Source organism: Peribacillus sp. TE19612 (genome assembly GCF_056279465.1).
This window is the reverse complement of record NZ_JBWCCL010000001.1, coordinates 1-25,826: the sequence shown is the minus strand read 5'-3', so window position 1 is coordinate 25,826 and position 25,826 is coordinate 1. Positions and strand designations below refer to the sequence as shown.

The 25,826-nt window shown below is 36.9% G+C and carries 25 protein-coding genes and 1 pseudogene; 7 read left to right on the top strand and 19 right to left on the bottom strand.

The window, feature by feature from the left end:
• Nucleotides 1-185 precede the first annotated feature (185 nt).
• The gene (locus ACZ9AO_RS00130) at nt 186-950 is read right to left on the bottom strand and encodes a hypothetical protein (RefSeq protein ID WP_072272786.1); all 765 of its coding nucleotides are present in this window, start codon (nt 948-950) and stop codon (nt 186-188) included.
• Nucleotides 951-1,441: 491 nt separating this feature from the next.
• Here ACZ9AO_RS00130 and ACZ9AO_RS00125 point away from each other — a divergent pair, with 491 nt between their 5' ends.
• Entirely contained in the window at nt 1,442-2,128 is a 687-nt protein-coding gene (locus tag ACZ9AO_RS00125) for an ArsR/SmtB family transcription factor (RefSeq protein WP_476108140.1), read from the top strand.
• A gap of 86 nt (nt 2,129-2,214) precedes the next feature.
• Here ACZ9AO_RS00125 and ACZ9AO_RS00120 read toward each other — a convergent pair.
• From ACZ9AO_RS00120 to ACZ9AO_RS00110, 3 genes and pseudogenes are all read right to left on the bottom strand, one after another.
• Nucleotides 2,215-3,099: pseudogene (locus tag ACZ9AO_RS00120) on the bottom strand (DMT family transporter).
• A 270-nt stretch (nt 3,100-3,369) separates the two neighbouring features.
• Entirely contained in the window at nt 3,370-3,756 is a 387-nt protein-coding gene (gene gloA2 / locus ACZ9AO_RS00115; RefSeq protein ID WP_458357809.1) for an SMU1112c/YaeR family gloxylase I-like metalloprotein, read from the bottom strand.
• 514 nt (nt 3,757-4,270) lie between these two features.
• Nucleotides 4,271-5,515 carry an MFS transporter gene (locus ACZ9AO_RS00110; protein ID WP_476108139.1) on the bottom strand — a complete coding sequence of 415 codons (1,245 nt, stop codon included), beginning with the start codon at nt 5,513-5,515 and terminating at the stop codon, nt 4,271-4,273.
• A 171-nt stretch (nt 5,516-5,686) separates the two neighbouring features.
• On the opposite strand from ACZ9AO_RS00110, the gene ACZ9AO_RS00105 reads away from it, so the two are divergent.
• Nucleotides 5,687-6,571 carry a LysR family transcriptional regulator gene (locus tag ACZ9AO_RS00105; RefSeq protein WP_476108138.1) on the top strand — a complete coding sequence of 295 codons (885 nt, stop codon included), beginning with the start codon at nt 5,687-5,689 and terminating at the stop codon, nt 6,569-6,571.
• Between the two features lie 303 nt (nt 6,572-6,874).
• Here the strand turns inward: ACZ9AO_RS00105 and ACZ9AO_RS00100 are convergent, their stop codons facing one another.
• Nucleotides 6,875-7,618, bottom strand: coding sequence for an SDR family NAD(P)-dependent oxidoreductase (locus ACZ9AO_RS00100; RefSeq protein WP_476108462.1), 744 nt, complete (start codon nt 7,616-7,618; stop codon nt 6,875-6,877).
• A 272-nt stretch (nt 7,619-7,890) separates the two neighbouring features.
• Here ACZ9AO_RS00100 and ACZ9AO_RS00095 point away from each other — a divergent pair, with 272 nt between their 5' ends.
• Complete coding sequence (locus ACZ9AO_RS00095; RefSeq protein ID WP_476108137.1) at nt 7,891-9,030, top strand: LuxR C-terminal-related transcriptional regulator; 1,140 nt, start codon at nt 7,891-7,893, stop codon at nt 9,028-9,030.
• Nucleotides 9,031-9,145: 115 nt separating this feature from the next.
• Here the strand turns inward: ACZ9AO_RS00095 and ACZ9AO_RS00090 are convergent, their stop codons facing one another.
• The gene (locus ACZ9AO_RS00090; protein WP_048679576.1) at nt 9,146-9,892 is read right to left on the bottom strand and encodes a TerC family protein; all 747 of its coding nucleotides are present in this window, start codon (nt 9,890-9,892) and stop codon (nt 9,146-9,148) included.
• A gap of 519 nt (nt 9,893-10,411) precedes the next feature.
• On the opposite strand from ACZ9AO_RS00090, the gene ACZ9AO_RS00085 reads away from it, so the two are divergent.
• Nucleotides 10,412-10,591: an H-type small acid-soluble spore protein gene (locus ACZ9AO_RS00085; RefSeq protein ID WP_034313120.1), complete on the top strand. Its 180-nt coding sequence runs from the start codon at nt 10,412-10,414 to the stop codon at nt 10,589-10,591.
• A 260-nt stretch (nt 10,592-10,851) separates the two neighbouring features.
• Here ACZ9AO_RS00085 and ACZ9AO_RS00080 read toward each other — a convergent pair whose 3' ends face one another.
• The gene (locus ACZ9AO_RS00080) at nt 10,852-11,622 is read right to left on the bottom strand and encodes a GH25 family lysozyme (protein ID WP_476108136.1); all 771 of its coding nucleotides are present in this window, start codon (nt 11,620-11,622) and stop codon (nt 10,852-10,854) included.
• Between the two features lie 690 nt (nt 11,623-12,312).
• On the opposite strand from ACZ9AO_RS00080, the gene abc-f reads away from it, so the two are divergent.
• Both abc-f and ACZ9AO_RS00070 read left to right on the top strand, forming a co-directional pair.
• On the top strand, nt 12,313-13,950 hold the full coding sequence (gene abc-f / locus ACZ9AO_RS00075) for a ribosomal protection-like ABC-F family protein (protein WP_476108135.1): 1,638 nt from the start codon (nt 12,313-12,315) through the stop codon (nt 13,948-13,950).
• A 561-nt stretch (nt 13,951-14,511) separates the two neighbouring features.
• Nucleotides 14,512-15,348 carry a DUF2935 domain-containing protein gene (locus ACZ9AO_RS00070; RefSeq protein ID WP_476108134.1) on the top strand — a complete coding sequence of 279 codons (837 nt, stop codon included), beginning with the start codon at nt 14,512-14,514 and terminating at the stop codon, nt 15,346-15,348.
• Between the two features lie 116 nt (nt 15,349-15,464).
• Here the strand turns inward: ACZ9AO_RS00070 and ACZ9AO_RS00065 are convergent, their stop codons facing one another.
• Nucleotides 15,465-15,809: a hypothetical protein gene (locus tag ACZ9AO_RS00065; protein WP_289349538.1), complete on the bottom strand. Its 345-nt coding sequence runs from the start codon at nt 15,807-15,809 to the stop codon at nt 15,465-15,467.
• A gap of 544 nt (nt 15,810-16,353) precedes the next feature.
• Between ACZ9AO_RS00065 and mscL the strand changes: the two genes are divergently transcribed.
• Nucleotides 16,354-16,752 (top strand): large conductance mechanosensitive channel protein MscL, encoded by a 399-nt coding sequence (gene mscL, locus ACZ9AO_RS00060; protein WP_251543795.1) that lies wholly within the window; start codon nt 16,354-16,356, stop codon nt 16,750-16,752.
• Nucleotides 16,753-17,040: 288 nt separating this feature from the next.
• Here the strand turns inward: mscL and ACZ9AO_RS00055 are convergent, their stop codons facing one another.
• The 11 genes from ACZ9AO_RS00055 to ACZ9AO_RS00005 form a co-directional block, all read right to left on the bottom strand.
• Nucleotides 17,041-17,991: a sugar phosphate isomerase/epimerase family protein gene (locus ACZ9AO_RS00055; protein ID WP_476108133.1), complete on the bottom strand. Its 951-nt coding sequence runs from the start codon at nt 17,989-17,991 to the stop codon at nt 17,041-17,043.
• Between the two features lie 96 nt (nt 17,992-18,087).
• On the bottom strand, nt 18,088-18,408 hold the full coding sequence (locus ACZ9AO_RS00050) for a DMT family transporter (RefSeq protein ID WP_034313134.1): 321 nt from the start codon (nt 18,406-18,408) through the stop codon (nt 18,088-18,090).
• Between the two features lie 38 nt (nt 18,409-18,446).
• Nucleotides 18,447-18,776 (bottom strand): DMT family transporter, encoded by a 330-nt coding sequence (locus tag ACZ9AO_RS00045; RefSeq protein ID WP_251543799.1) that lies wholly within the window; start codon nt 18,774-18,776, stop codon nt 18,447-18,449.
• Nucleotides 18,777-18,805: 29 nt separating this feature from the next.
• Nucleotides 18,806-19,678, bottom strand: a complete 873-nt coding sequence (locus ACZ9AO_RS00040) for a Cof-type HAD-IIB family hydrolase (RefSeq protein WP_476108132.1) — start codon at nt 19,676-19,678, stop codon at nt 18,806-18,808.
• A 102-nt stretch (nt 19,679-19,780) separates the two neighbouring features.
• On the bottom strand, nt 19,781-20,563 hold the full coding sequence (locus tag ACZ9AO_RS00035) for a DeoR/GlpR family DNA-binding transcription regulator (RefSeq protein WP_034313142.1): 783 nt from the start codon (nt 20,561-20,563) through the stop codon (nt 19,781-19,783).
• A 26-nt stretch (nt 20,564-20,589) separates the two neighbouring features.
• Nucleotides 20,590-21,603, bottom strand: coding sequence for an ABC transporter ATP-binding protein (locus ACZ9AO_RS00030; RefSeq protein ID WP_289349534.1), 1,014 nt, complete (start codon nt 21,601-21,603; stop codon nt 20,590-20,592).
• Between the two features lie 68 nt (nt 21,604-21,671).
• A complete protein-coding gene (locus ACZ9AO_RS00025) occupies nt 21,672-22,475 on the bottom strand; it encodes an ABC transporter permease (RefSeq protein WP_034313149.1) in 804 nt (267 codons plus the stop codon).
• Nucleotides 22,472-23,326: an ABC transporter permease gene (locus tag ACZ9AO_RS00020; protein WP_098936008.1), complete on the bottom strand. Its 855-nt coding sequence runs from the start codon at nt 23,324-23,326 to the stop codon at nt 22,472-22,474. The genes ACZ9AO_RS00025 and ACZ9AO_RS00020 overlap by 4 nt, the downstream gene beginning before the upstream one ends.
• 100 nt (nt 23,327-23,426) lie before the next feature.
• Nucleotides 23,427-24,260, bottom strand: coding sequence for an alkaline phosphatase family protein (locus tag ACZ9AO_RS00015; RefSeq protein WP_101221535.1), 834 nt, complete (start codon nt 24,258-24,260; stop codon nt 23,427-23,429).
• The gene (locus tag ACZ9AO_RS00010; protein WP_251543804.1) at nt 24,250-25,362 is read right to left on the bottom strand and encodes an ABC transporter substrate-binding protein; all 1,113 of its coding nucleotides are present in this window, start codon (nt 25,360-25,362) and stop codon (nt 24,250-24,252) included. Before ACZ9AO_RS00010 ends, ACZ9AO_RS00015 begins: the two co-directional genes overlap by 11 nt.
• Nucleotides 25,363-25,744: 382 nt before the next feature.
• Nucleotides 25,745-25,826: IS3 family transposase (locus ACZ9AO_RS00005; RefSeq protein WP_413001752.1), on the bottom strand; the 82-nt coding region annotated here is incomplete at its 5' end.

Below are 25,826 nucleotides of genomic sequence, written 5' to 3'. Positions count from 1 at the left end.
TTGAACTGTGTGGTTTATAAATATTCCAGATTCAGAAGATAAAGATGGAGCTACATAGCAAAATCATGCTGGGCTTTTGAATATCAAGTGATAATCCTAGATTCGCGGTTATTTTAACTCTTCTATTTACTTCTTAAAGAGCTCAATATTTTCTTTATCCCTCCTGCAAATAAAAAGCACCCAATTTAATGGATGCTTAGATTTCCTTTCTTCCGTAATCTTATTTCAAATTTATCACTGAAAAATTCATTTGCATTAAAAATAGTACTAATGTCTGAAATATCACCTATGTTCACAATTAAGGCTTCATCAACTTCTTGATCTGTGAGAACTATGCGATATTCATATTGATTTTCAAAGTATCTATCTTTCCAAAAATAAATATCAGTCCCTTGATTTTTATAAGAGCTCATCCTTGCTGAGGAATTGATGTTATAATCATCATATTTTACCAAGCCCCCTCTGTAAGCATAACCTTTTTCATTGAGTGTTCTAGTAATTCTGTCAATAAATTGCGATGGTGTAACAAAAATTAAGCTATCTCCGAACTCCCTGATCATTTTATCGATTTGTTCATTAGGTAAATCAAATTTGGTATAGTAATACTTTTCATCCTCGTTAACCACTTTTAACATATCGCCAATAATTGCAAACATACAATATAATGGTCTTTTTTCATTTATATTTTTTCTGAAATTCAATTTTTTAGTTCGACCCGACATTATTAATTCATTGGTATCTTGAGTAAAGAAATTCATTGTTAATTCCGTAAAAACATGTGCTGCTTCAAATTTGTCTCCTACACCTTTTTCTCCTGAAGCACTTTCTATATCAATATACTTTTTGAAATTATTCATATATAAATCTCCAGACAAAAAACTTTCCACAAAAGGTGTGAACTTTATAAATCCAAAAACTTGACCTTTAAATCCAACGTCTGACATTTTCATACGCTTTATTCCCTCCTATTTAACTACTAAATTCACAAAAGGGACTATTCACCGGTATTTATTCCAAGACTATTATGAACGTTTACTATTAGTGAACATGTAAAAATGTATGCCTAGTTTACAAAGAATATACTTCAGTAAAAAACGCTTATCCAAAGGTATACAGTCTTTCTTCTTTACTGTCTTCTTTTTAACCAAACCTGATTTCATAATCTCTCCCCAAAAAAGCAACCAATTTATCACGTGCATTTTATCAAAAAAAATCCTTATAGAGACGACTCAAAATTAATGTTTAGAAAAAATACGTAATAACGCTTTCCATTTTATTATTGGGTCCAATATTCTTTTTTTAAAGTAGAAATCGTGAATATACCGAATATCCTAGGGCAGCGGTACTGTATAATGGAAGTATAAGTTTACTTATTTTTAATGCTAATTAATTGGCGTTCAACTTATTAACTAATCCATCGGCAGAAAGGTTGGTGACTATTTTGAGTATAAATCCAAATATGGTGGAGATAGCCTCCCTCCTTGGGGAAACGTCACGTGCAACAATACTTGCAAGTCTGCTGGATGGGCGTTTTCATACGGCAGGTGAATTAGCATTGTTGGCTGCAATAACACCTCAAACCGCCAGCTTTCACCTTTCTAAATTAGTGGAAGGTAACCTTGTTATAGTTGAAAAACACGGACGACATCGCTATTATCAGCTAGCAAATGGAGAAATTGCGCACATTTTGGAATCGTTTCTGGCCATTTCCCCACCTCCTGAAGTTCGGTCGTTAAAACAATCAAGTCAAGTCAAAATGCTTCAGGAAGCCAGAACCTGCTATGATCATTTGGCAGGAAAACTAGGCGTCAAATTAACTGAATCTATGTTGAAAGCCGGGTATTTGAAAAAAGAAGAGAGAGAGTTTACAGTTACACCCAAAGGGGATCATTTTTTTTCAGAATTCGGCATCGATTTACTTGATTTAAGAAGAAAACGCCGTTCATTTTCCCACTCATGTTTAGACTGGAGTGAACGTCACCATCATCTTGGCGGAGCTTTAGGGAATGGGATCCTTACACATTTTTTTGATTTAGGCTGGATAGTCCGTGTTCCATCTATTCGCGCAGTAAAAGTCACACCTAAAGGGAAAGAAGGATTTAAAGAAGTTTTTTGTATTGAGGTATAATTAATAATCCCTTATGGTGAAACTCTTTTCTTTTTCACCATGAGGGGCTTTCTGTCTTTAACGGCTTAAAACAATCCATGCGATTACTATAAAGCTCTTTTAACTAATTTATTTTCCTTTTGGAAATTGCTATTTACAAGATAGATGCCAATGATGATAAACAGTCCGCCAATTAGGAGTGACGTGTATATCTGTTCACCTAATAGTGCCCACCCTGATAATACACCGAAGAAAGGTGCCAAAAATAAAAAGGCACTTGTTTTTCCGGGATCACTCTTTTGTAAAAGGTAATACCAAACAGCAAATTGCACGATCGATGACATGATACTTAACCATAATAAAATGAACAACGAATTACCATTCAGTATGAAAAATGGTTTTTCAAGAATAAAGCTGCCAAGTAAAAGCAGTAAACCGCCAAAAAGCATCTGATAGGCAGATAATACCTATGTATCGGAAATCGCCCCCCATTTTTTCGCCAATAAAGTGGAAATCGCCCAGAAAACAGAAGAAAGAATGCCGAAAAGAATACCAACCTTAAATTCAAGTTGCGCTCCCATCGTTATAATTACTCCGACTAATCCTAATAAAACACCAATCCATTGATATAGTTTATAGCGTGTTTGTGAAAAAATCGTACCGAAAACAACAACAAGCAACGGGTTCGTGAATGTAAGAATGGAGGATTCACTTGCTGTAATCGTGCGTAAACTCAGGAAAATGCACCCCATTACTCCCGCTGTTTGAAAAGTGCCGATAATGAGCATTTTTATCCAATCCCCTTTAGAGTTTGGGTGCGGTCTTTTTAAAAAGATTACGATCATCGCCATTATGAGTCCGGCAAGTGTGAAGCGTAATGCTGCTAATAATAATGGGGATGAATAAGGTAGACCCATTTTAACTACTGCAAAAGAAGAACCCATCAAAAATGTCGTTAAAAGTATCAACACTGTAAATTTGTAAACATTCATTTTTTTATCTCCTGACATATTTAAATGACCAATCTACCGATATTATAGCCGGTGATTATTTCAGCTCTCATCGAAATATGGAATACAAGTGGAGATAAATTTAATACTATCGACATATCATGGGGAATATTCATAGTTTAATTTGCATAAGTAATTCTTTAAATCAACGTATTCATCTATTGAAATCAACTTCAATTCTTGAAGTTTTACCACTCCTATCAAACTTCATGCCTTAAAGCTCTCTCATCAACCTAGCTAAGCTTATAATTCCTATTTTTCATATATTTCAAGAGGCAAATCATCCGGATCACAAAAAAAAGTAAACCTTTTTCCTGTTAACTCATCAACACGGATTGGTTCGACTGGAATGTTTTCTTTTTCTAAATCTTCAATCGCTTGATTAATATCTTCCACTTCAAAAGCAAGATGTCTAAGCCCCCTAGCTTCAGGATAGCTAGGACGATGCGGGGGATCAGGAAATGAGAATAATTCCAGCTGATATTCCCCTCCGACGATTAAGTCCAATTTATAAGATTTCCTTTCTGACCGATATGTTTCCTTCTCGATATCACACCCTAAAATATTTACATAGAAGTTCTTTGACTTTTCATAATCTGAACAAATTATTGCTACATGATGTATTTTTTTAACCTTCATTTGTGTCCTCCCTAAGAACATTGATTATTTTTATAAACTAATTTTACCAAAGTTATACATTAATAAACACTTAGATTTCAGTGCTTCCTTCGGACTCCGCTGCACGATACTGGTACATCCATTTTCCTTTCATCGGATATAGGTCTAAACACTACTCCAAATAGATTAATTGCAGCACATTAGAGAATAAAAACTGATATACATTTCAAGCACTTCAATCTTTTTCTTAGCGAAACGATCCAGTGCCGAGAACAAATTACCTGTAAAAAGTAATAACAAAATCATGTTTGGATTTTGACCGAATGCTAATTTGAAACGAATTATACAGTTCTATTTCGTACTCGGAAACATTCGTTGAATGTATGTTTGGGTCATTCTTAGCTGGTTTAGTTTAAAAGATAAAAGGAGAGTACATATTATACAAGACTAATATGTGCTCTCCTTTATTTATTGTGAATTTTTATAATTTAAGTCTTTACTTGTATAAATTGTTGTTAAAGTCTTTGCGGCAGATTCACGGGTTACGCGAGGTTTGTTTCACTGGGTTCTGACGTCTTAAAACATCATAATGTTTGTATCGGTATTGACGCTTTGAAAGGTATACCGAAAGTATTAGGGCAAGTAATAATAATCCCGCAATCATGCTGATTAGTCCACCCCATCCGAATATGGACCAAAACACCCCCCCGACTGTTCCACCTACACTCGATCCAGCGTAGTAAAGAAATAGATATAATGAAGATGCTTGTGCCTTGTTATGTGAAGCACGTTGTCCGACCCAACTACTAGCAATCGAATGACCAGCAAAGAATCCAAAAGTAAACAATCCAAGTCCAATTATCTTCATAAACAAATCAGAATCCAAAGTTAAACAGACTCCGACGAACGCAATCAAAAGATTAATGATTAATATTTTTTGCTTACCGTGTTGATCTACCAATTTCCCTGTCCAGGCAGAACTAAACATTCCAATAATCATAACTATAAATATCCAGCTTACTAACGTTTGACTTAATGAATAAGGGTGGGCAATTAATACATAACCAATATAATTGAACAATGCTGCATTACTTCCTAACAGCAAAAACCCCATCGTATATAAGCAAAGTAATTCTGGATCCTTGAGATGGTCAATTAATGATTTCCCTAACCTTCCAATCTCTAATTTACGAGGTTGGAAATTTTCCGAAGGAGGTAAGCTAATCCAAAAAATCAGGGTGGCCACTAAGCTTATTAGACCGATTCCGCCTATTGCTATATGCCAACCAAGGTAGTCGCTCAGCATACCAGATATAATTCTACCACACACAGCGCCAATTGCATTGCCACTGATATACAGACCCATTGCGGTTCCAAGGCTTTTAGGCTCTATTTCTTCTCCAAGATAGGCCATTGCAATGGAGGGCAGGCCAGCCAATGCAATTCCTACCATAGTTCGAAACGCCAGTAAGAGATGAAAATTAGGGCTGAATGCTGTAAGAATACAAAGCACAGAAGCAACGAGCATAGAAATAACCATGATGGGCTTACGTCCCCATACTTCAGACAAAGAACCAAAAACCAGCATGCTGATGGCTAGAGCTATTGTTGTGACCGAAAGTGACAGACTTGCAGTAGTTGGAGAAATACTAAACTCTCTAGAAAACTCTGGCATTAAAGGCTGCACACAGTAAAGAATAGCAAATGTATTGAAACCAGCCGCAAAGAAAGCAAAGCTAGTTTTGCGAAAGACTGGTGTACCGTGTCGAATATAACTCATAATACAATCAACCTAAGCCATAAATATTGCATAAAAAATCATTCCTTTTAACAAAGTCTGTTCTTGAATTTTATGTTACCACCGATATCTTATGATGTATAATTCATAATAATAATTGTTTTAATGATTATATGGAATGAACGAACTGATTTATGAAAGAGGTGTCTAATAATGGAATGGCAACAGTTTGAATACTTCCAAACTCTAGCACGTATGCAACACGTGACGCGTGCGGCAGAAGCGTTATCAATCACCCAGTCTGCCCTCAGCCGATCTATTGCTCGATTTGAGGATGAAATAGGTGTTCCATTATTTGAACGTCAAGGACGTTCGATTAGATTAAATCAATATGGTCACATCTTTTTAAAGAGTGTGGATGGCATGATGAAGGAATTCCATAAAGGTAAACAAGAAATTCATGAGTTGCTCCAGCCAGAGCAGGGACAAGTTTCGCTTGGTTTTCTACACACGTTGAGCACGAATCTTATTCCAGATTTAATCGCTTCTTTTCGTATGCACTATCCAAAAATCAATTTTCAACTCACACAAAGCCCCTCCCATACTCTTCTTGAGCAATTACAATTAGGAGAATTGGATCTTTGTCTAATTGCGCCTATGGGAATGAAGGCGCCAATCCAATGGGCGCAACTTTGGACGGAGGAACTCTTTGTTATAGTCCCTAAAGGCCATAAATTCGCTAATTATGAAAGTATCACGTTAGGGGAAATAGCAGCAGAATCGTTTATTCTTTTAAAAAAAGGATATTCCCTCCGCATAACTGTCGAGCAATTGTTTGAGGAAGCAGGGATTACACCTAATATTACATTTGAAGGAGAGGAAGCAAACACCGTAGCAGGGCTTGTAGCTGCCGGGCTGGGAATCTCAATTCTACCGAATCTGAAAGGGACAGATCAAAGTGAAATATCGCAAATACGTGTTCAATGGCCACAGTGCCAACGGGTAATTGGAGTTTCTTGGGTCGAGGGAAGATATCTATCACCTGCAGTTCGACAATTTAAACAATTTGTCTTTGATCATTTCTCCGTCGAGAAATAGGAATTACTGTATAGGAAGTATTATATAAAATAACTGACTGAGTTGCTAAGAGAAAAACTATATGTAGTATGATAATTACCATCTTTGTCCAAGTTGGGACATTACTCCTCTTTTCACATAGAAAATTCGCACCTAAAAAGTGAGGACTTTAGAATTTAGATTTTTCATTATATGTTAAAAAAAACCTCCAGTATGATTTGTGTATACGGACACCAATCATACTGGAGGGCTTTATATTACATTTAAATATCACAACAAACCTAATTTGACTGATTGAGAGACCGAGCGAATAATCCTTAAAATTTATACTGCCGTATATCCGCCGTCGACAATTAGGCTAGTGCCAGTAACAAATGATGCATCGTCACTTGCGAGGAAGAGAACGGCTTTAGCCACTTCTTCCGCTCTGCCTAAACGGCCGATTGGATGTAAATTGATCAAACCTTGTCTTATTTCACCTTGTGCTTCGGCAATAAGTGGTGTATCAATATATCCAGGGCAAACTGCATTGACGCGAATGCCATCTTTCGCATAAGTTGCACCTAATGTTTGTGTTAATAGTTTGACCCCTCCTTTAGCAGCAGAATAGGCTGTTACCCCCGGTTTCCCTGCATGGCTATGGATGGAGCCTGTATTGACAATGGCGCCGCCAGTAGATTGTTTTTGCATTAGCTCTATCGCATATTTATCGGATAGGAAGACACCGGATAAATTAATATCAATTGTTTTTTGCCATTGTTCATAACTTAACTCATGGATGTTTCCGTCTCTGGCAATTCCTGCGTTTGCGAACATGATATCCAGTTTTCCATATTTGTTAACCGTCTCTTCGATCATATTCTTTACGTCATTTTCATTCGTCACGTCAGTTTTAACAAAAAGAGTATCATACCCTTTTCCATTTAACTCTTCTGACACCGCTTGTCCATGATCAGCAAAATCAGCAATGACCACCTTTGCTCCTTCTTCTGCAAATAATTGAGCCGTACTTGCTCCAATCCCGCTTGCTCCCCCTGTTACGATTGCCACTTTGTTTTCAAGTCTCATCATATTACCAGATCTCCTTTTCTTATTTCCTACGGATTCCTTGAGCACCAGAAATCTCCATCCCTAGAGGTTCTCCCTGGACGACCATTCTTATACAAACAAAAAGCTGATGACAATGTTGAAATAAAATGGCCATCAAATAGCTTCATTCTGTGTTCATACATTTATTTTACTCCTTACAATTTGAATTACTATCCTATAAAGTGCTGTATAATAATAGGGTTAGTTCCCCCTTTTTATAGGGTATTTTGTTTTTAGGAGAAGGAATTCACATGGCTCATCCCTTTCATGCATATGAAGAAATAACATGGCAGCAATTCATATTATTCATTAAAAGTCATAACAAACGGATTGAAGAAAATATTAATATTCATTTGAATCTAGAGCGCTTCATATTAGAACCTGAACGTAAGATGATACAAACATTACTGGAATCATTTTTACTATTTTTATCCGCTCCAAATATCGACGACATAAAAGACACATACGAAGAGCATTTGGATACTTGGCTTCAATCACATTTACCCCTTTTAAAGGATAATCATTTCAGCATGTTCCGATTGATCTTTGAAAAGGCCATCGTTACCTCATTGGTAAACCTGAAACATGCCCAAACCCTTTCCATCCTTATGTTCTTATTATCCATTTTCTCTCATCTCATCCATAGCTATAACAAGTGGACAGTCGACGAACCGGAGCAACACCACAAAACCAAACAAGAGAATGCAGAACTTAAGAGACTGCAGCTACTTGACCTATTAGATGAACTTTTAATTATCTCAGCAGGATTTAAGGATTTTGCTTTTATCCTAAAAAAATGTGAAGAGTTCTTTAACTATAAAAGATGTGTTTTTTATGCTTATATTCCTTGGTCCAATCAATTATACGGCACCATTGGATCCGAGCTGCCAAAAGTTCAAAGCATGAGGGGGCAGCTCAGCTCCAAGCAATCCATGGTGTTCAATTCAAAAAAGCCGGTATTTTTAAAGAATCCCCATAATTACATTAAAGAGGAACATATACATCTATTTAATCTTTCATCTGTCATCTTTGTACCGATTGTTCATGACCAGCAATTGTTCGGCTGGCTGACCTTTGATCAATTAGGGGAGGAATTCGATTATTCAATGGATGAACTGACTTTACTTGAACAGGTAGGAAAACGGCTCGGTTTATATTTATCAAGAAAGGATGATGAGGTATCAATAGGTACCGACATACAATTGACGGAACGTGAATCCATGATTTTATATTTGCTGGCTGAGGGCTATAACAATAAAAAAATGGCCGAATTGCTGCAATTAAGCGAGCATACAGTTAGAGATTATGTAAGCAGTTTAATGACAAAGTTTAAAGCTAAGAACCGTACACAGGCAGTCGTTTATGGTTTTCGGTTAGGCCTACTGAAGTAAAATTGAATTAGTGATGACGATTTGTCTACATTACAGAATCTATAAAGAACCAAAAAAAGACCGAAAAATTTTTTCGGTCTTTTTGAAATTTTCATTTATTACAAAAGAATATACTTTATTTACCTTCACTTTTTTTCACTGTTTTTCCAGATAAAAACCATCCGCCTATAGCGATAAGAAGCATGACTGACCAAAAGATTATATTCCAAATCGGTCCTTCAACAAAATCGTGAGAGATAATGTGCACGGCTGGATGCGCAAGGGTATGCATTAATAACTTAACCCCTACCCAACCAACGATTAACATGGCTGCCGTTTCGAGGCTTGGTCGCTCCGTCAGTATCTTAACGAAGTATCCTGCCGCAAACCGGATGACGATTAAACCTGCAATGGCCCCTAATAAAATAACAATGAACTTTGCCCCATCCATACCTCCTATATCACCCATTGGCGTATCTGGCAAGGCAATCACAAGAGCGACAGCAGCTAAAATGGAATCAATAGCAAAAGCAATATCAGCTAATGCAATTTGCGCAACGGTCATACGGTAGCTTTTCCCTTTTTTTTCTTTGTCACCGTGGTCCCTTTTTAGTAAATGCTTTAATGAAATGAAAATCAAATATGCAGCCCCAATTGCTTGAACTTGCCAAACATGGAAAAGGTACGAAATGATGAAGATTGCACCAATCCTAAATATAAATGCCAAAAGCAACCCAATATTAATCGCTTTTTTTTGCTGTTCTTTTGGTAAATGCTTTGACATTATGGCTAAAACCAATGCATTATCAGCAGATAATAAACCTTCTAAAAAAATTAGAATAATTAACACCCAGCCATATTCCAATAATAACGATAGTTCCATGATACCCCCCTAAAAGCATGTATAAGAATGCGTATATGACTTCAAACCCAACAACACTTTCTCCTCCAATATTGTCCCATCTTCTCTTCTTCCTTATTCAATCCTTCCGTCCAATTAGCATAAGGTACCGAAGCCACTCCCCATTTTAAAGTAAAGCATCCGTCAGCTCTATAATATTCTTTTATGCTTAGACTTCATTCCAATTAGGAAAAGTTAGGATTTACATCTTCGCACTCCGAAAAGCTCCAACTCAATTCCTATTCTGCCATTAAATGATATTTCTGTAAAATGTTTTGTGATGTTCCTGGCGTCTGCAATTGTACCGGAAATATTCGTAACAAAAACATATTCACTTTCCTTTGACTCAATATTTTAAGATTAAGAATTCCCATCTTTTCATACAAGCTTATTAAAAAAGAGAGCTACGGCGGATGTTCCTTATATGCAACATTAAACAAATGAATAAAATCAAGGCTTTTCCTAAATAATAGGAAGACTAATTAACAGGGAGGGATTTATATGGATGCTAAGCGTGTAAAGCAGATTCTTTCGTCTTCATCTGACATTGAGGTTAGATATAATGGGACTTCAGTTTGGATTGATAATTTAAATGAAGATGGAAGAACGGCTACAGTACATCTAAGAGGCCCATTAGAGGAAAGATCAGACGTAGCAATAGACGAACTTAAAGAAATATAATATCCATTAAAATAAGCTCCTCTTAATAAGAAGAGCCAGTTTGTCTACCGTAAATTAAGGATTTGTACATTTGTACGTTGATCTACTCTCCAGGCATTCGCTTTCCGCGGGCGTTCCGGGAAGCCTCCCCGGCGCCTTTTCGCCTGTGGGGTCTCCCCTGGACTTGCTTTTCCCGAAGGAGTCTCGCACACCCGCTCCCCTCTACTTTGTTTTGCCCTTCTGAAAGAACCCATACCCCTCTTATTAAAAAGTTCCTTTACTCATTTCAACCTTAATTTTTGACCGATATAAATTTTGTCTGGGTCTTTAATTCCATTTAGATTGACAAGCAATTTTACAGTTGTTTTATGTTTTTTTGCAATGAAGCTAAGTGTGTCGCCTTTTGTTACAGTATAAGTTGGGGTTGTTTCAGTTTTCAATGCACGGGGTTCGTCAGTCCTAAAAGTATTTATGGTATTTGTAAAATCCCTATAGGCTATATTCAAATCCACCTTTGTGCTGATCCCACTTACTTTACCTGAATCAGAATGCTGCCAAATGTCCGTGCTGCGTCCCAACGTCCTGTTGTATCTGGCAAGCCAAAAAGCGTAGTTCTTCAACCTTGATTCATCTAAAGTATTTTCGAGAAAGTATTTACCAGTATACAGCATAGCCGTGTATCCAGCTTTTTCAATGGCTTCTAAAAAAACGATTGCGGCATCGGTCAGCGCTTTTTTATTTGCCTTTTTTTTATTTTCCTCAAGATCAAGAACAACAGGGTAATTTAAAGCAAAAGGGCTGATTGAATCTAAAAAATAAGCAGCCTCAGCCTTTGCTTCTGCAACAGTTGCAAACTTTGCATAATGATAGGCCCCGACTTTCAATCCCGCTGCCAATGCTAGTGGTGCATTTTCTTTGAAATAGGAAAGCTTAGAATAACTCGTTCCCTCTGTTGCTTTAATGAAAACGAACTTCACGCCTGTCTTTGCAACTTCCCCCCAATTTATAGCACCTTGCCAATGTGAAACATCGATTCCCTTGATATATTCCATATTAAAGTCCTCCTTAAGGAAACAACCCTATGGGGGTAAATGTTTTATGATTTTAACATATCCCTTATAAAAACATCATAAAGTGAAAAATGCAGTCCTGTTGCCCACTGCCCACCTTATAATAAGATATTTGATTGAGTTAAAACAATTATAAATCTTTAAATTTGGCTCTTTTCGTAAAGATTGTTGTTTTTAAAACGAAACTATTTAAGGTTGATTGGAGCGGAAGTGAAAGACTCCTGCGGGAGCAGCGGGACAGGTGAGACCCCACAGGCGTTTACGCCGAGGAGGCTCACCGCCCGCCCCGCGGAAAGCGAGCATCTGGAGGGGAAATCAACCACACCTCACTACTTGGTAAATAGCAACAAAGTATGTTAAAACAGCCTTAAATTTAGATTTAAAGCAAAGTAATATGCTGTTTCCTTTTGTTTTAAAATATTATTTTATGCTATACTGATTTTATTAATATCAGAAGGGATGATGGGTGGCCGATGATTAACTAATCTTATTTTTAAAATTTGAAATCGCATATTTCAAATCATACAAAATAGGATTAGTCTGCCCATTTTCTATAAATTTTAGAGCTATCGTGAAAATAGCTCTTATTTGATAATGCACAGGTACGACTAATCCTTCCATATGAACTGGGAGGATTTTTTTTATTCTCCCTTAAAGAGAGGGATGGATTATATGAAAGAACTTTTAAAATTAACCAATATTAGTTATGAAGTATTGGACCAGAACATTTTTGAAAAAGTTAATGCTACAGTTCAACAGGGCGAGATCATCGGTATCATTGGTAAAAATGGTGCCGGAAAATCTACGTTGTTACAATTAATCAACAATGATTTAGAGCCTGCACATGGACAAATCCAATGGCTGCAGCAAGACGTGAAAGTTTTTATGGTTGAACAAGAAGTCGAGTCCCATTCTTCAGAAGATAAGACGCCTTCAGAAGTTAAATTACTTGATAAAATGCATGTACCAAGCCATGACTTCCCACTATTAAGCGGGGGAGAAAAACTGAAAGCCCGGTTAGCAAAAGGACTTTCCAAAGATGCTGACCTTTTACTATTAGATGAACCGACGAACCACCTTGATGAGGATAGTTTAGAATTCCTCAAAGGACAAATTAAAAATTATGGAGGTACCATCATTTTTGTTTCGCACGATCGTTATTTTTTGGATGCTGTAGCAACGAAAATTTGGTCGATTGAAGATAAAAAGCTAATTGAGCACAGAGGTAATTATTCTAGTTATATGGAGGTGCGCAAACAGAAAAGACTTACACAACAACGTGAATTTGAAAAACAGCAAAAAATGGTTGAACGGATTGAGGGACAAATGAAAGAAATCACTACTTGGTCAAAAAAAGCCCATTCCCAATCGACCAAAAAGGAAGGGATTAAGGAATACTATCGCGTAAAAGCAAAGCGCATGGATGCACAGGTAAAGTCTAAACAAAAGCGTCTTGAAAAAGAGCTTGAAAAAGCAAAAACTGAACCTGTTGAACCGGAATACACTGTACGCTTTTCAATTAATGCAAAAAACAAGATGGGAAAACGTTTTTTGGAAGTTAAGAGTTTAACTAAGTCTTTTAACGGTCGAACACTATTTAAAAACGTCAATTTCACGATTCAGCATGGTGAGAAGGTTTCCATAATAGGTCCCAATGGCAGCGGAAAGACGACATTATTAAAAATAATCCTTGGACATGAAACTTATGCGGGCGATGTATGGATTTCACCATCTGCGAAAATAGGCTATTTGACGCAGGAAGTGTTTGATTTACCACTTGAACTAACACCGGCCCAGCTATTTCATAAAGAATCTTTCGAGTCTAGAGGGCACGTGCAAACTTTAATGAAGCATTTAGGCTTCACGGTATCTCATTGGACAGAACCTATTAAGAATATGAGTATGGGTGAGCGAGTAAAATGTAAGTTAATGGAATATATATTAAAGGAAAAAGATGTGCTCATTTTGGATGAACCGACAAATCACTTGGACTTAGCTTCACGGGAACAACTTGAGGATACCTTAGCACAGTACACCGGCACGCTACTCGTCGTTTCGCATGATCGATATTTTCTCGAAAAAACGACAAGCAGCAAACTCGTCATTTCAAATAATCGCATATACAAGCAATTATATGAATCACCTTTAAAAAGAGATGATCTGGAAGAACTTCGATTAACGCTTGAAACAGAAAGACAAGAAGTTTTAGGAAAGCTTAGCTTTATGACTCCAAACGATAAAGCGTACGCAGAACTCGACCAAAAGTTTAATGAGCTTACGAAAAAAATAAACGAACTTGGTGACAAATGACTATCAACTGTAACTTATTGAAAGGATAAATTAAATGTAGAAACCCTTAGAATGATTTAAGTCTAAGGTTTTTTTAGATAGGCTCTTTTCGTAAAGATTTTTGTTTTTAAACGAAACTATTTAAGGTTGATTGGAGCGGAAGTGCGAGACTCCTGCGGGAGCAGCGGGACAGGTGAGACCCCACAGGCGTTTACGCCGAGGAGGCTCACCGCCCGCCCCGCGGAAAGCGAGCATCTGGAGGGGAAATCAACCACAACTCACTACCTGGTAAATAGCAACAAAGTATGTGAAAACAGCCTTTAGATAAGACTCAAATCGTCCAGGATTTTTGTACACCCCTCAGTTCGAAATCCATTTCCCTTCCTTTATACTCGCTTACTTTTCTTCAAGAACATGGATGAATCACGGTATTTTTCCTACAAGAGAAAACAAAAAAACTCATTGGTTTGAGATGTTAAAAGGATATCGGTAATGAAAGGATTTGCAATTTGAACAGAATAATAATGCCCCCTCGTTAATATGCTTTTAATGATGGATTTGGTTAATAAGGGGGCATTAGTTATGAGTGAGAACACACAGGAAGCCAATATGAGGAATAACTCGGGAATGTTTGTTACACGCTCTTTAGATGAAATTCGTTTTTGGTCAAGAATAATGAAGGAACACTCGTTATTTCTAAGACTAGGTTTCAGATGTGAAGATACACAGTTAATTGAGGAAGCTAATCAGTTTTATCATTTGTTTGAACGGATAGAACAGCAATCCCATTCATTAACAAATCAAGCTGATCCCGAACAGATTAGGAGATTTAACTCGGAGGTGCAGCAAGCTGCTACAGGCATATTTTTATTTAAAAGAAAAGTATTGGGATTAATACTCACATGTAAATTGCCTGGTGCGAACAATTTCCCGCTATTAGTTGACCATACAAGCAGGGAAGCAAACTATTTTAGAAAACGATTAAAAGAATTAAATGAAGGTAAATTGAAACCTCTTGCAGATGCCATCATCAAGGAAAATGTTTTCTTTTTAAGAATAATGGCGGATCATGCAAAATTCATCGGACATCTCCTTGATCCATCGGAAAGAAAGCTGGTGGATATGGCGCGAAACTTCAGTAATGATTTTGATCAACTAGTCTTTCAAGCCGTAGACTTAGAGTCCATGAAACCGCAATCTCAAACGGCCCCTCTTCTGGATCAATTTCTAGATCAGAACCGTGTTTCCGTCGTATCACTTCGGGACTTTAAGAAAACGGCCAGGGATTTAATCGAAGAATGCAAAATCAAGAGCATTATCCATCCACTGTTGGCTGATCACGTTTTCCGTGAGGCCGAACGCTTCCTTGAAATCATCGATATGTTTGAATCCCACCTTACAGGTGAAACATACAATTAGTTGAGTATGAAGTATATAGAAAATAATGGTTTTTATAAAATTGCTATTATGGATTAATAAATTCAAATAAAAATTGGCCCCTCTCGATTTAGAGAAGGGCTTTTATATTTGAAAAGTTAAGATTGGGAGTTCACCAATGTTTCAAGTTTCTCTTTATCAAAAACAGAAATCCATGGTAAATCCTGATTGACATCATTAATACCAGGTTGGATAACGCGGCTATTTAAGAGGTCACAAATACACTCATTTATTAATTGGATATCCTGGTCTGATATTTTCCGGTTATATGTAGCGGCTCCTGTTTGTGTGGTCATCCCCCCTATCAAGCCTCTTTGATTTAATGAACTCCTGATCACTTCTCTGATAGCCTCTAGACTAGTCAACGGAAATACATCAAGGTGCTTAACAATCATTCTAAAAATATCCTCTCTAGATAAATCCTGTTCAAAATGTTGTCTCAAATAATCCACCCCCATTTGTCAAAACATTCTCCAAATGAAACGTAAAATCCTCCTATTAAGAAAAACCATTTAACAAATCCCAAAACAAAAAACCCTCTCAATTAAGAGAAGGGCTTTTAACAATGGAGGAGTACCACTTAGGGGGTAGTACAATATTATAATTATCGCCAAAGGAATACATTTATATTCACCCCTTCCTCAATTTGGTGAAAACAGCTTTACCTACCATCTAGACATTGAAAAATGACGCCTTAGTCGTTCCCACTCTGCCCTTGCATTACTTTTTTTCTTTGTTCCATGACCATTCTTAAATCCTTCTTCAATAAGACGTTTTATTATAGCGGCTCTTTAATGGTTTCGAATGGAAAATAGCGTTTTATCTCCTTTGATCGGAGTGTCGTGATTGGCATTATATTAACGGATTCAAATGATTAAACGGATGGATGGTCCTATCTTTTGAATTATGGATGCCTCTTACACTATTTAATTTTCACCATGTTTCTGATATGCTTTTATCAATTGAAAAAAGAAAGGTGTAGTTACAATGTTAAAGGAATTCAGGGAATTTATTACCAAAGGAAACGTTCTCGATCTTGCGATAGCTGTAGTAATGGGTGCTGCTTTTGGAAAGATCGTTTCATCACTAGTAAATAATATTATCACACCGCTAATAGGAATTTTATTAGGTGGGGTCAATTTTTCTTCGTTATCTTTCACAGTTGGAAAAGCAGTAGTCCAATACGGTGAATTTGTCCAAGCTGTGATTGATTTCTTGATCATTTCATTTGCGATTTTCATGTTTATGAAGATAGCGAATTCTCTTATTAGAAAAAAACAAGCGAACGAGGAAGAGGTATTGGAAGCGGTACCTGCATCCGAGCAATATTTAAAGGAAATCCGTGATCTTTTACAAAAAAATGCACGGCAGGATGAAACATCATAATTATATAAAGAATCAGTGAAAAAGTGCAGAAGTAGTCAAAAATCAGAATAAGAAAAAGCCCCTCTCTTAATTGAGAGGGGCTTTTTAATGTCATAATGAACTACGTATCCGTTACTATAACAAGACAAGCGACACTTATTAAATAACCGTGTGTCGGAATTCGTAAAGCAAAGTGACAGTTATGTTGGCAATCAAAAGAGGCTCTCTATCAACCCAATAGCAAGTACTGCTGTAATAATTTTTATTATATGAACAGAATTATACAACACCCCTGCTTCTACATATTATTTATCGGCAATATTTATCCCGTAAGGCAAGGGTATACTTAACCGATTGTACTGTACCTTTTTCTTGATCTTCAATCATTTGTTCTAAAAGTTCTTTTGGAGGATAATAGTAATCCAATGGTTTAATGACACTTAAATCATATGGAGGTTGTTCGACTTTGAAAGCTCCTTCTCCAACCGCAAAGACTCCGCCAGCACCAAGCTCTCTCTTAAAATTAACAGCATATGGAAAACACATTTCAACGTTGATTCTAGTTAGGGTAGATTTCTCAACAAGTATTTTAAAACACTCTTCTGTATCAATATTGCCTGTCCCTACTGGTACACCACAAACCCTATAATCCTCGCCATCATGAATGATAATATGATCTTTAAAATGGGTTGTGAATGCATATGGCGCTAATTTTCTTACAGCTTCAACCGGATCCTCCCATGCCATCATTCCGTTGCCCACATCACAATGAGCGCTAACCCAAGGGCTGTTTACTTCATTTATTATTTGGATAACCTCATTTGTTAACTCTTCCTCATGATTTTCCACAGCTAGTTTTATCCTGTATTTCTCCAATAGTGGTACAATTTTTTTTATATCTCCTGGTGCTTTTTTCAATCTTTCCGGATCATACTCTCCCAAGCATGTATACGTACGAATCACATCCGCTCCGATTCTATGTGCTGCCTTAATGACTTCTTTTAGATGTTCCGGATCGCTTCCATTTGTGTCTATTTCAGCGAAAAATCCATACTTTTGAATTTCTTTTCTTACTCTCTCTAAATATTCCGGTTCAAATGATTCTAAAGTGCCCCATCCTGACAACCCTGGCCATGGAACAATATTGATCATGACTCCGTCTAATCCCAATTCAGCTGTTTTTCTGATAAAACCGAAAATATCCATTCGCCCTGTAATAAATTGCAAGTGATAGCTTTCTGTTTCTAATCCAATTTTCATTTTTTCCCCACCTTCAATTAAGTATTTAATTTTTTTGTTGATTTTCTTTTTTCTTGTTTACGATTTTATCTAGCTGTTTCAAAAAGTCTTTTTCGATTAATGTCCAGAAGTCATTTTAATACCTATAGCGCCTACAATGATACAAATAATGAATAGGTTTAATCTTAAACTTCTAGGTTCATTAAAGAAGATCATTCCTGCTAAAACACTTCCAACTGAGCCGATACTGGTCCATATTGCATAGGCAGTACCCACTGGAAGTGAAGTTAATGACAAGGATAGAAAATAAAAGCTTAAACTACCCAAAAAAAGACACGCTACAGAGGGGAGCAATTTTTTAAAGCCGTCTGCACGCTTCAGGCTAATAACACTACCAATCTCGGCAAATCCGGCAATAATAAGAAAAAACCAAGCCATTGAATCATCCCCTAACCTTGTATATCAGTTCATTTCCTTTAATGTTTAGGCTCTGCTGGATTTACTTTTATTCCAATTATTCCTAATATAATTAAAACCATAAAAAATACTTTCAGTGGATTAATCGTCTCACCCCAAAAAAGCATCCCAATCACTACAGTTCCAACCGTTCCCAATCCAGTGAAAATGGCGTAACCAGTTCCTAAGGGTATTGAATGTAAAGCTTTTGAAAGTAAAAAGAAACTAAAGATTATAATAACTACCGTAAATATACTAGGTATAATTTTGGTGAATCCGTATGAATGTTTAAGACCAATCACCCAGACAATTTCCAAAAGTCCTGCCATTATGATATATATCCATGCCATTTTATCGCTCTCTCCTTTGGCATTGACACTTATTTTTGAACCACGAAGTTCTCCATATATCGATAAATCGCATAAGCTACCCCATTTTCATCATTATTAAGGGTTGTCGTTGTACAAACAGTTTTTATGACATCTTTTGCATTTCCCATCGCTACGCTGTATCCAACTTTCTGGAACATGGATAAATCATTGTTGCTGTCCCCGATTGCCATTGCTTTATCTAATGAGCCATTCATCAAGAAAGCCAATTTTTCAAGGGCTATTCCTTTTGAAGCTCTTTTACTGGTAATTTCAATGTTATGATCAGCAGATGAAACGACCATCAACTCATCAAACTTTTTGAATTGGTTCCAGGCTTCCTCTAATTTATTTTCATCAAAAGAACATGCTAAAATGTTATAGAATTCTTCCTCCTGTTTTAAGATATCATGATAGTTTTCAACTAAAACATATCCAAACTGGTCAAATTGCCTTTCCGCTATTTCAACTAATTCTTTCATATCTGGATTCAAATCTGCGCTTTTCAAACTTTTAATCTCGTTATGGAAATGTTCTCTTCCTTTTTTAAGAGTATAGATGGCTTTATCAGTGAACACTTCGTAATAATAATTCCGTTCATCTAACCATTGGAGAATGGATTCAACACGATCTTTAGTTATCGTAATAGAAGAAATGCACTTTGCGCTTTTTGAATGAATGGTTGCTCCATTTGTCCCGATTACAAATGGGGATATCCCGGCTTTTTCACATATTGTTTGAACGTCAAAATAAGCCCGTCCTGTTGAAATAACTACTTCAAAGCTTCTATTTTGGGCATATTGAATCGCCTTTATATTTTCTTCACTAATTTCATTCTGGTCGTTTAATAATGTTCCGTCTAAGTCTATCGCAATGAAACTCATGCTATATAGCTCCTTTTCATTCTATCTATTAAATTTTCTTTCTAGCTTTTTTTTGCTGCTATCAAAAAAAGAGAGTACTCCCTCTTCCATCTCTTTTATGGGCTATGCTTGAATCCAATTGACTTCCTCTAATTTTGAATCATTTCTCCATTCCTCTGGAAATGGCTGCTCGCAGACAATCACATCTACTTTTTCTAGAGGACAAACTTTACAAAAGGTGTCGACACCAATTTTAGAGTAATCCGTTAGCAATATGACTTGCTTTGATACCTCGACCATTTTGCGTGAAACTAATGTTTCACGTAAATGATAATTACTAACACCACTTTGAATGGAAACACCGCCAGCTGAAATGAACGCTTTATCGATATTAAATTGATTTAACATTTGTTCAGTGAGACCCCCGCATATAGATTGATGCTTTGGATCAATTTGTCCTCCCAGTAATAGAATTTGTCCTGTAAACTTATTTTGATTGAGCAATTCAGTCAACACAGACGACACAGGAAGAGAATTGGTTAAAATCGTAATGTCTTTTTTATTTTCAATACACTGGGCAAATTCAAGCATGGTTGTACCTACATCAATGGCAATCACATCTCCGTTGGAAATGAGTTCCACCGCTTTTTTCCCAACCTTGATTTTCGCTTCTTGATTCACCGTTGTACGCTGTGTAAATGGAGGCTCCTCAAATTCAAAGACTGTTTTAATCGCTCCACCGTAAACCCTCTTTAACAGTCCTTTTTCCTCTAATATCATCAAATCGCGTCGAATCGTTTCCTCTGAAACATTAAATTGATCAACTAATTCTATTACTTTTACTTTTCCCATTTTGTTAAGTTCTTTTAAAATTTCATTCTTTCTTTCTTCAGGCAAAACAGACATATTTCTCCCCCTAAATCATCAATACTTTATAACATAATGCATTCTTTCTTCGGTACAAGAATTTGAACGCGTGCTCCTTGCTCAAACATTTCCCCACGGTGGTGAAGATAGTCTACATGAAAAGCGCACTCCTCTGTTTCTACTTCATATCTTAAAACATTACCTGCCATGGAAACATCTTTAATAAATCCTTTAATCCCCCAATTCCCTTGTAAGTCCAAGCTGTCCTCACCAACAGAAACTAATTGTAAAACTTCTGGACGAATGGCAACTTCATTCCCTTTTAATTCTTTGGTACGAACAAGTTTTCGGAAAACTTCCATATTACAGACATTATAATTCCCGATAAATTTTGCAACAAATGTATTGACTGGAGAAGTATAAATTTCTGAAGGAGAACCGGATTGAACAACTTGTCCTTTATTCATGACAAAAATTCGATCAGACATCGTCATTGCTTCTTCCTGATCATGTGTAACAAAAATAGTTGTGATATCTAATTCTTTCTGTATTCTCTTTAATTCTTTTTGCAAACTTTTTCTAATTTTAGCATCTAATGCGCTTAACGGCTCATCTAGAAGCAGTACTTTTGGCTCCATGACAAGCGCACGGGCAAGAGCAACCCTCTGCTGTTGTCCACCAGATAATTGATGAGGATAAGACTCTTCTTTTCCTATTAAATCAACCATATCAATCATATTTTTCACTTTTGACTTAAGATTTTTCACCTTTTTCATTTTAAGGCCGTAAGCGATATTATCAAAAACATTCATATTCGGGAAAAGCGCATAAGACTGAAACACCATTCCGACTTCACGCTGACGCGGTGATAAATCAGTAATATCTTTTCCATCAATTAAGATTCTTCCTACATCAACGTCTTCAAGTCCCGCAATGGAACGTAATAATGTACTTTTTCCGCACCCGCTTTGCCCAAGAAGTGTAGCAAATTCACCTTTTTTTAATGTTAAAGAAATATTATTTAAAACTAATTGATTGTCATATCCCTTAGTCACTTGTTCGATGGTTACATAGCTCATTAATTTTCACCTTCTAAAGTAGTATTTTATGACGGTATTTTTCTTAAAAAAATGAAGGAATTCGCTTCTTATTTTGACCCGACAGGATTTCTTTTGTTTCTAAACGTAAGCTTTAATACAGTCCCCGTTAAAAGTAAAATCATTGAATAATAGGTAATAACAATTGCACTTGTTAAGTGACCACTGCTGTTTAGTTTGTCGGACAGATAAATTTGAAGGGTTTCGAATCGGCCCCCGACAAGCAAATTGGCAAAAGCAAACTCACTAAATAAAAGAGAGACAGATAATAAGGTAGACACTAAAATTCCAGATATAATATTTGGAAACACCACCGTACGAAAGGCTTGGAATTTTGTGGCACCGAGTAATTCAGCTGCATCAACAAGTTGTACAGCATTAAGCGTACGAAGGCTGTTACGAATTCCTTGATACATAAATGGTAGAATGGTTATGAAATAAGCACCAATTAAAATCCAAGGTGTTCCGGCAATTTGAATCGGTCCAGCAGAATATAGCTTGATTAATCCAACGGCTCCAACAATCGGAGGAACTCCATAAGGAAGCATGGCTGCGGCTTGGAGCAATCCTTCCCATTTACTGAAATATACCGTGATAATAAAAATTGTCGGAAGCATAATAACAACACTAAGACCTACAGACATGACAATTAAAAACAGTGTTCGTCGGAAAGCATCATAAAACCGTTCATCTTGAAACAATTCAATATACCATTTCAGCGTATAACTCTCAGGTAAAATCGTATGATCCCATTTACCAGCAATCGAGAATAAAAGTGTTCCTACAAGCGGAATTAATAAATATATAACTAGTAATCCAACAAACAATTTATGAAATGTCAATGAAGACTTCATCGTAAATCCCTCCTAACTCTACGCATCATTCGTTCATTGAACCACATCGCCCCTATCATGGTCGTTGCTAGAAGGACTCCCAATGCACTACCTAGCTGTGGCTTTAATGCAACATCACTAGCAACTAGAGAAGCAATTTGCAATGACAATATGTTATAGTTGCTGCCCACCAATGCATAGGCTGTTGCGTAGGCTCCCATCGCATTAGCAAACAAAATACTGAATGTACCTACAATACTAGGTAAAAGAACTGGAACCCCTATCCGAAGCCAAAATGAAAATGTTGACCCTCCTAATAATGAAGATGCTTCTTTCCATTGTTGCCTAATTCCTTGATAAGACGGGTAAATGAGCATAACGGCAAGCGGAATTTGAAAATAAATATAAACAAGAATGAGGCCTGTCCAGGAATATAAATTAAAATCTGCAAACAGGTCCCAACCAATCTTGGCAAATAGCAACGTAAACAACCCATTGTTTCCAAGTAAGATAATATATGAAAATGAAAGGGGAATCCCTTCAAAGTTCGACGTCATATTGGTAACCATCAGTAGTCGGTTTTGTATTTTTTGAGAGAACTTTGTAAACGAATAGGCTGCAATGACTGCTACAATCACAGAAGTTATAGCAGAAAACAAGGAAATGACCAGGCTATTTTTAATGGCTTGTAAGTAAAATTCACTTTTGAATATGGTTAAGTATTGATCAATCGTAACTTGAATTCCATCATCTGCATAAAAACTGTTTTTAATCATTGCCACTAATGGTCCTATCTCAAATCCAATCACAAACATAATAAATGGCAGTAAAAGAGCTAATAAGTAAATTTTTTGTTTTTTTATTTTTCGCAAGACTTCTCGCTCCTCTATGTTCTCTAACAATTTGGGAATTGGTCTAACAGTACATTCGTTAAACCAATTCCAGTCAATCTTGAATCATCAATTAATGTTTTTACAGGGTGACTTTTCCTTTCAGACCTGGAAATTGATATGAAATCATTTTATCGGACGGCTCAATATTTAATAGTTCACAAACGAGCGGTGCAAAAGCTAATTGCGGAACCACTTCACCATAAATGCCAGGCTCAACTTTTGGACTAATGATAAAGAGCGGTACATCACGTTCACCATCAGTTATGCCGCCATGGTTGCCATATTCACTCATGCCATGATCCGATGTAATTAATATGTGGTAACCTTCTTTGATCCAAATTGGCAATAGTTGTGCCAACAAGCTTCCCATTTTTAGGATTTGCTCACGATATTCTTTTGATTCCGAGCCAAAAATTTCTCCTTTTACATCTACACCGAGCGGATGAATATATAAAAAGTGAGGGTCATACTTTCTGCGTAAAGCTTCTGCATCCATTAACACATGGCTATCTGGATAGTCATCGTCCCAATAAAATTTTCCGTATTGAATTGGATTGGATTCATCTTCTTGCTCACGGTCTTCAATAAAATGGAATGGCGCACGATTATAAAGTTCACTTACCCAGTAATAGGACACTGTTCCGTTTCTTAACCCGTTTTCTTTCGTAAGATGAAAGAGACTTTTCTCAGTAGATAAACGAACGGCTTGATTGGACGTAATCCCATTTATTGAAGCCGGCGTACCTGTTAACAACACTTCATATAATGGACGGGAAAGACTTGGAAGCTCCGACTTAACTTTGTAAAGTGACGCTTGATTCGTTTCGACTAAATGCTGAATAAATCCCAGCGCTTCGCATGCTTTATCGTATCTCATACCATCAACAACAATTGCTATTACTTTATTTGACATGGACTAACACCTCTTCTTGCCAAATCTGAGGTAAATTTTTAGCCGTTTCTTCCCAAGCTTTGTAATCTTCAATTGGTTTTGCATTTTTGTACTGTTCTTCTGGAACCATTTTTTCAGCTACTTCTTTCGGAAGTTCTACATCGCGAATTGGACGGGCAAATCCTTTAGCTAAATTAATTTGTCCTTCATCGCTTAAGATATATTCTCTAGTTGCCATCGCCGCATGCGGATGCTTTGCAAATTTGTTAATAATGGTTGCGTAGCCGCTTACGACTGAACCTTCACTTGGAATGGTCACTTCAAATTGATCGCGGTTAATTTGGTCAGCGTAACCAAGAGCATTGAAATCCCAAACAAGTGCAACTTCCACTTCCCCTTTTTCGATGTTAGCCGGCTTGGCATCAGTCAAGCTAAGGCGGCCTTGCTTGGCAAGCTTAGCAAAATAGTCAATTCCTGGTTGGAGATTTGTTTCATCACCTCCGTTAGCGATAGCGGCAGCAAGTACGGCCATTTGATTCTGTGTACCACGCTGAACATCTCCAACTGTTACTTTATAATCCCCTTTTAATATGTCATCCCAAGATTTAGGCGGGTTATCTACTAATTCTTTATTAGTAAAGAATGCAATCGTTCCTTGGTAGCCAACAACCCAATCTCCATTGTCATCTTTTGCCCACTCAGGTACCTCGTCCCAATAGGAAGTTTTATATGGCATCGTTAATTCTTTTTGTTCCGCGATTGGCCCAAAGGACATCCCTACATCGCCGATATCGGCTGTTGCATTCTCTCCTTCAGATTCCATTTTGGCAATCTCTTCGGCACTGGACAAATCTGTATCATTGTGTTCCAATGTATATTTTTTCATCACTTCATTCCAAGATTCGCCCCAGTTAGCCCATGAATCAGGCATACCGACACTATTAATGGTTCCCTCTTCTTTTGCCTTTGTTTCAATTTCTTTCAAGGTTAACGAACTTGGATCCTTAACCACTGGAGCAGCCTCCTCATTAGTAGCTCCACAAGCAGCTAATCCCAGTACACTCACCCCTAACATCAAAGCTTGAATAGACTTGTAACAATTCTTCTTGAATGTGCGATTCATAAAAAGTGCCTCCATTTAGTGTGGAATCTTTAATGTTTATTACTGTTTATTACGGTTTAATCATAATCAGTAAACATTAATTCCACATAAACCAAATGTTAAGATTTTGTAAATCAGCTCTAATTTCTCCTACTCATCAGCTTTTATCTTCATAAGCATTAACAACAGTCCGCAAACAGGACCAAGTAAAGGCAAGTCTATAAAAGATAATGTGAAAAATTTCCATTAAAAACATATCATCCTTTTCCCCTTCTTTTTAGCTCGCCGTTAACAAAACTCCATATTAGCTAAATACCTTTTCATACAAAAAAACTCTCTTGATACAAGAGAGTTTCAGACTGTAGACAAACTTGATCTGACCCAATAAATTTAGACATATAATTTAAGCAGCTTCTAAGACCTGAGTTCGGTATTCTATCGGACTCAGGTCTTTTAATTTTACCTTCATTCGTTTGTGGTTATAG

Bases quoted from the DNA above. Each gene is read 5' to 3' on its own strand.
- ACZ9AO_RS00070 (WP_476108134.1), top strand. From the start codon at position 14,512: ATGAGTGAGAACACACAGGAAGCCAATATGAGGAATAACTCGGGAATG.
- ACZ9AO_RS00130 (WP_072272786.1), bottom strand. From the start codon at position 950: ATGAAAATGTCAGACGTTGGATTTAAAGGTCAAGTTTTTGGATTTATA.
- ACZ9AO_RS00095 (WP_476108137.1), top strand. From the start codon at position 7,891: ATGGCTCATCCCTTTCATGCATATGAAGAAATAACATGGCAGCAATTC.
- ACZ9AO_RS00105 (WP_476108138.1), top strand. From the start codon at position 5,687: ATGGAATGGCAACAGTTTGAATACTTCCAAACTCTAGCACGTATGCAA.
- ACZ9AO_RS00100 (WP_476108462.1), bottom strand. From the start codon at position 7,618: ATGAGACTTGAAAACAAAGTGGCAATCGTAACAGGGGGAGCAAGCGGG.
- ACZ9AO_RS00030 (WP_289349534.1), bottom strand. From the start codon at position 21,603: ATGAGCTATGTAACCATCGAACAAGTGACTAAGGGATATGACAATCAA.
- ACZ9AO_RS00035 (WP_034313142.1), bottom strand. From the start codon at position 20,563: ATGTCTGTTTTGCCTGAAGAAAGAAAGAATGAAATTTTAAAAGAACTT.
- ACZ9AO_RS00055 (WP_476108133.1), bottom strand. From the start codon at position 17,991: ATGAAAATTGGATTAGAAACAGAAAGCTATCACTTGCAATTTATTACA.
- ACZ9AO_RS00015 (WP_101221535.1), bottom strand. From the start codon at position 24,260: ATGTCAAATAAAGTAATAGCAATTGTTGTTGATGGTATGAGATACGAT.
- ACZ9AO_RS00090 (WP_048679576.1), bottom strand. From the start codon at position 9,892: ATGGAACTATCGTTATTATTGGAATATGGCTGGGTGTTAATTATTCTA.
- abc-f (WP_476108135.1), top strand. From the start codon at position 12,313: ATGAAAGAACTTTTAAAATTAACCAATATTAGTTATGAAGTATTGGAC.
- ACZ9AO_RS00045 (WP_251543799.1), bottom strand. From the start codon at position 18,776: ATGGCATGGATATATATCATAATGGCAGGACTTTTGGAAATTGTCTGG.
- ACZ9AO_RS00080 (WP_476108136.1), bottom strand. From the start codon at position 11,622: ATGGAATATATCAAGGGAATCGATGTTTCACATTGGCAAGGTGCTATA.
- ACZ9AO_RS00025 (WP_034313149.1), bottom strand. From the start codon at position 22,475: ATGAAGTCTTCATTGACATTTCATAAATTGTTTGTTGGATTACTAGTT.
- mscL (WP_251543795.1), top strand. From the start codon at position 16,354: ATGTTAAAGGAATTCAGGGAATTTATTACCAAAGGAAACGTTCTCGAT.
- ACZ9AO_RS00010 (WP_251543804.1), bottom strand. From the start codon at position 25,362: ATGAATCGCACATTCAAGAAGAATTGTTACAAGTCTATTCAAGCTTTG.
- ACZ9AO_RS00085 (WP_034313120.1), top strand. From the start codon at position 10,412: ATGGATGCTAAGCGTGTAAAGCAGATTCTTTCGTCTTCATCTGACATT.
- ACZ9AO_RS00050 (WP_034313134.1), bottom strand. From the start codon at position 18,408: ATGGCTTGGTTTTTTCTTATTATTGCCGGATTTGCCGAGATTGGTAGT.
- gloA2 (WP_458357809.1), bottom strand. From the start codon at position 3,756: ATGAAGGTTAAAAAAATACATCATGTAGCAATAATTTGTTCAGATTAT.
- ACZ9AO_RS00110 (WP_476108139.1), bottom strand. From the start codon at position 5,515: ATGAGTTATATTCGACACGGTACACCAGTCTTTCGCAAAACTAGCTTT.
- ACZ9AO_RS00040 (WP_476108132.1), bottom strand. From the start codon at position 19,678: ATGAGTTTCATTGCGATAGACTTAGACGGAACATTATTAAACGACCAG.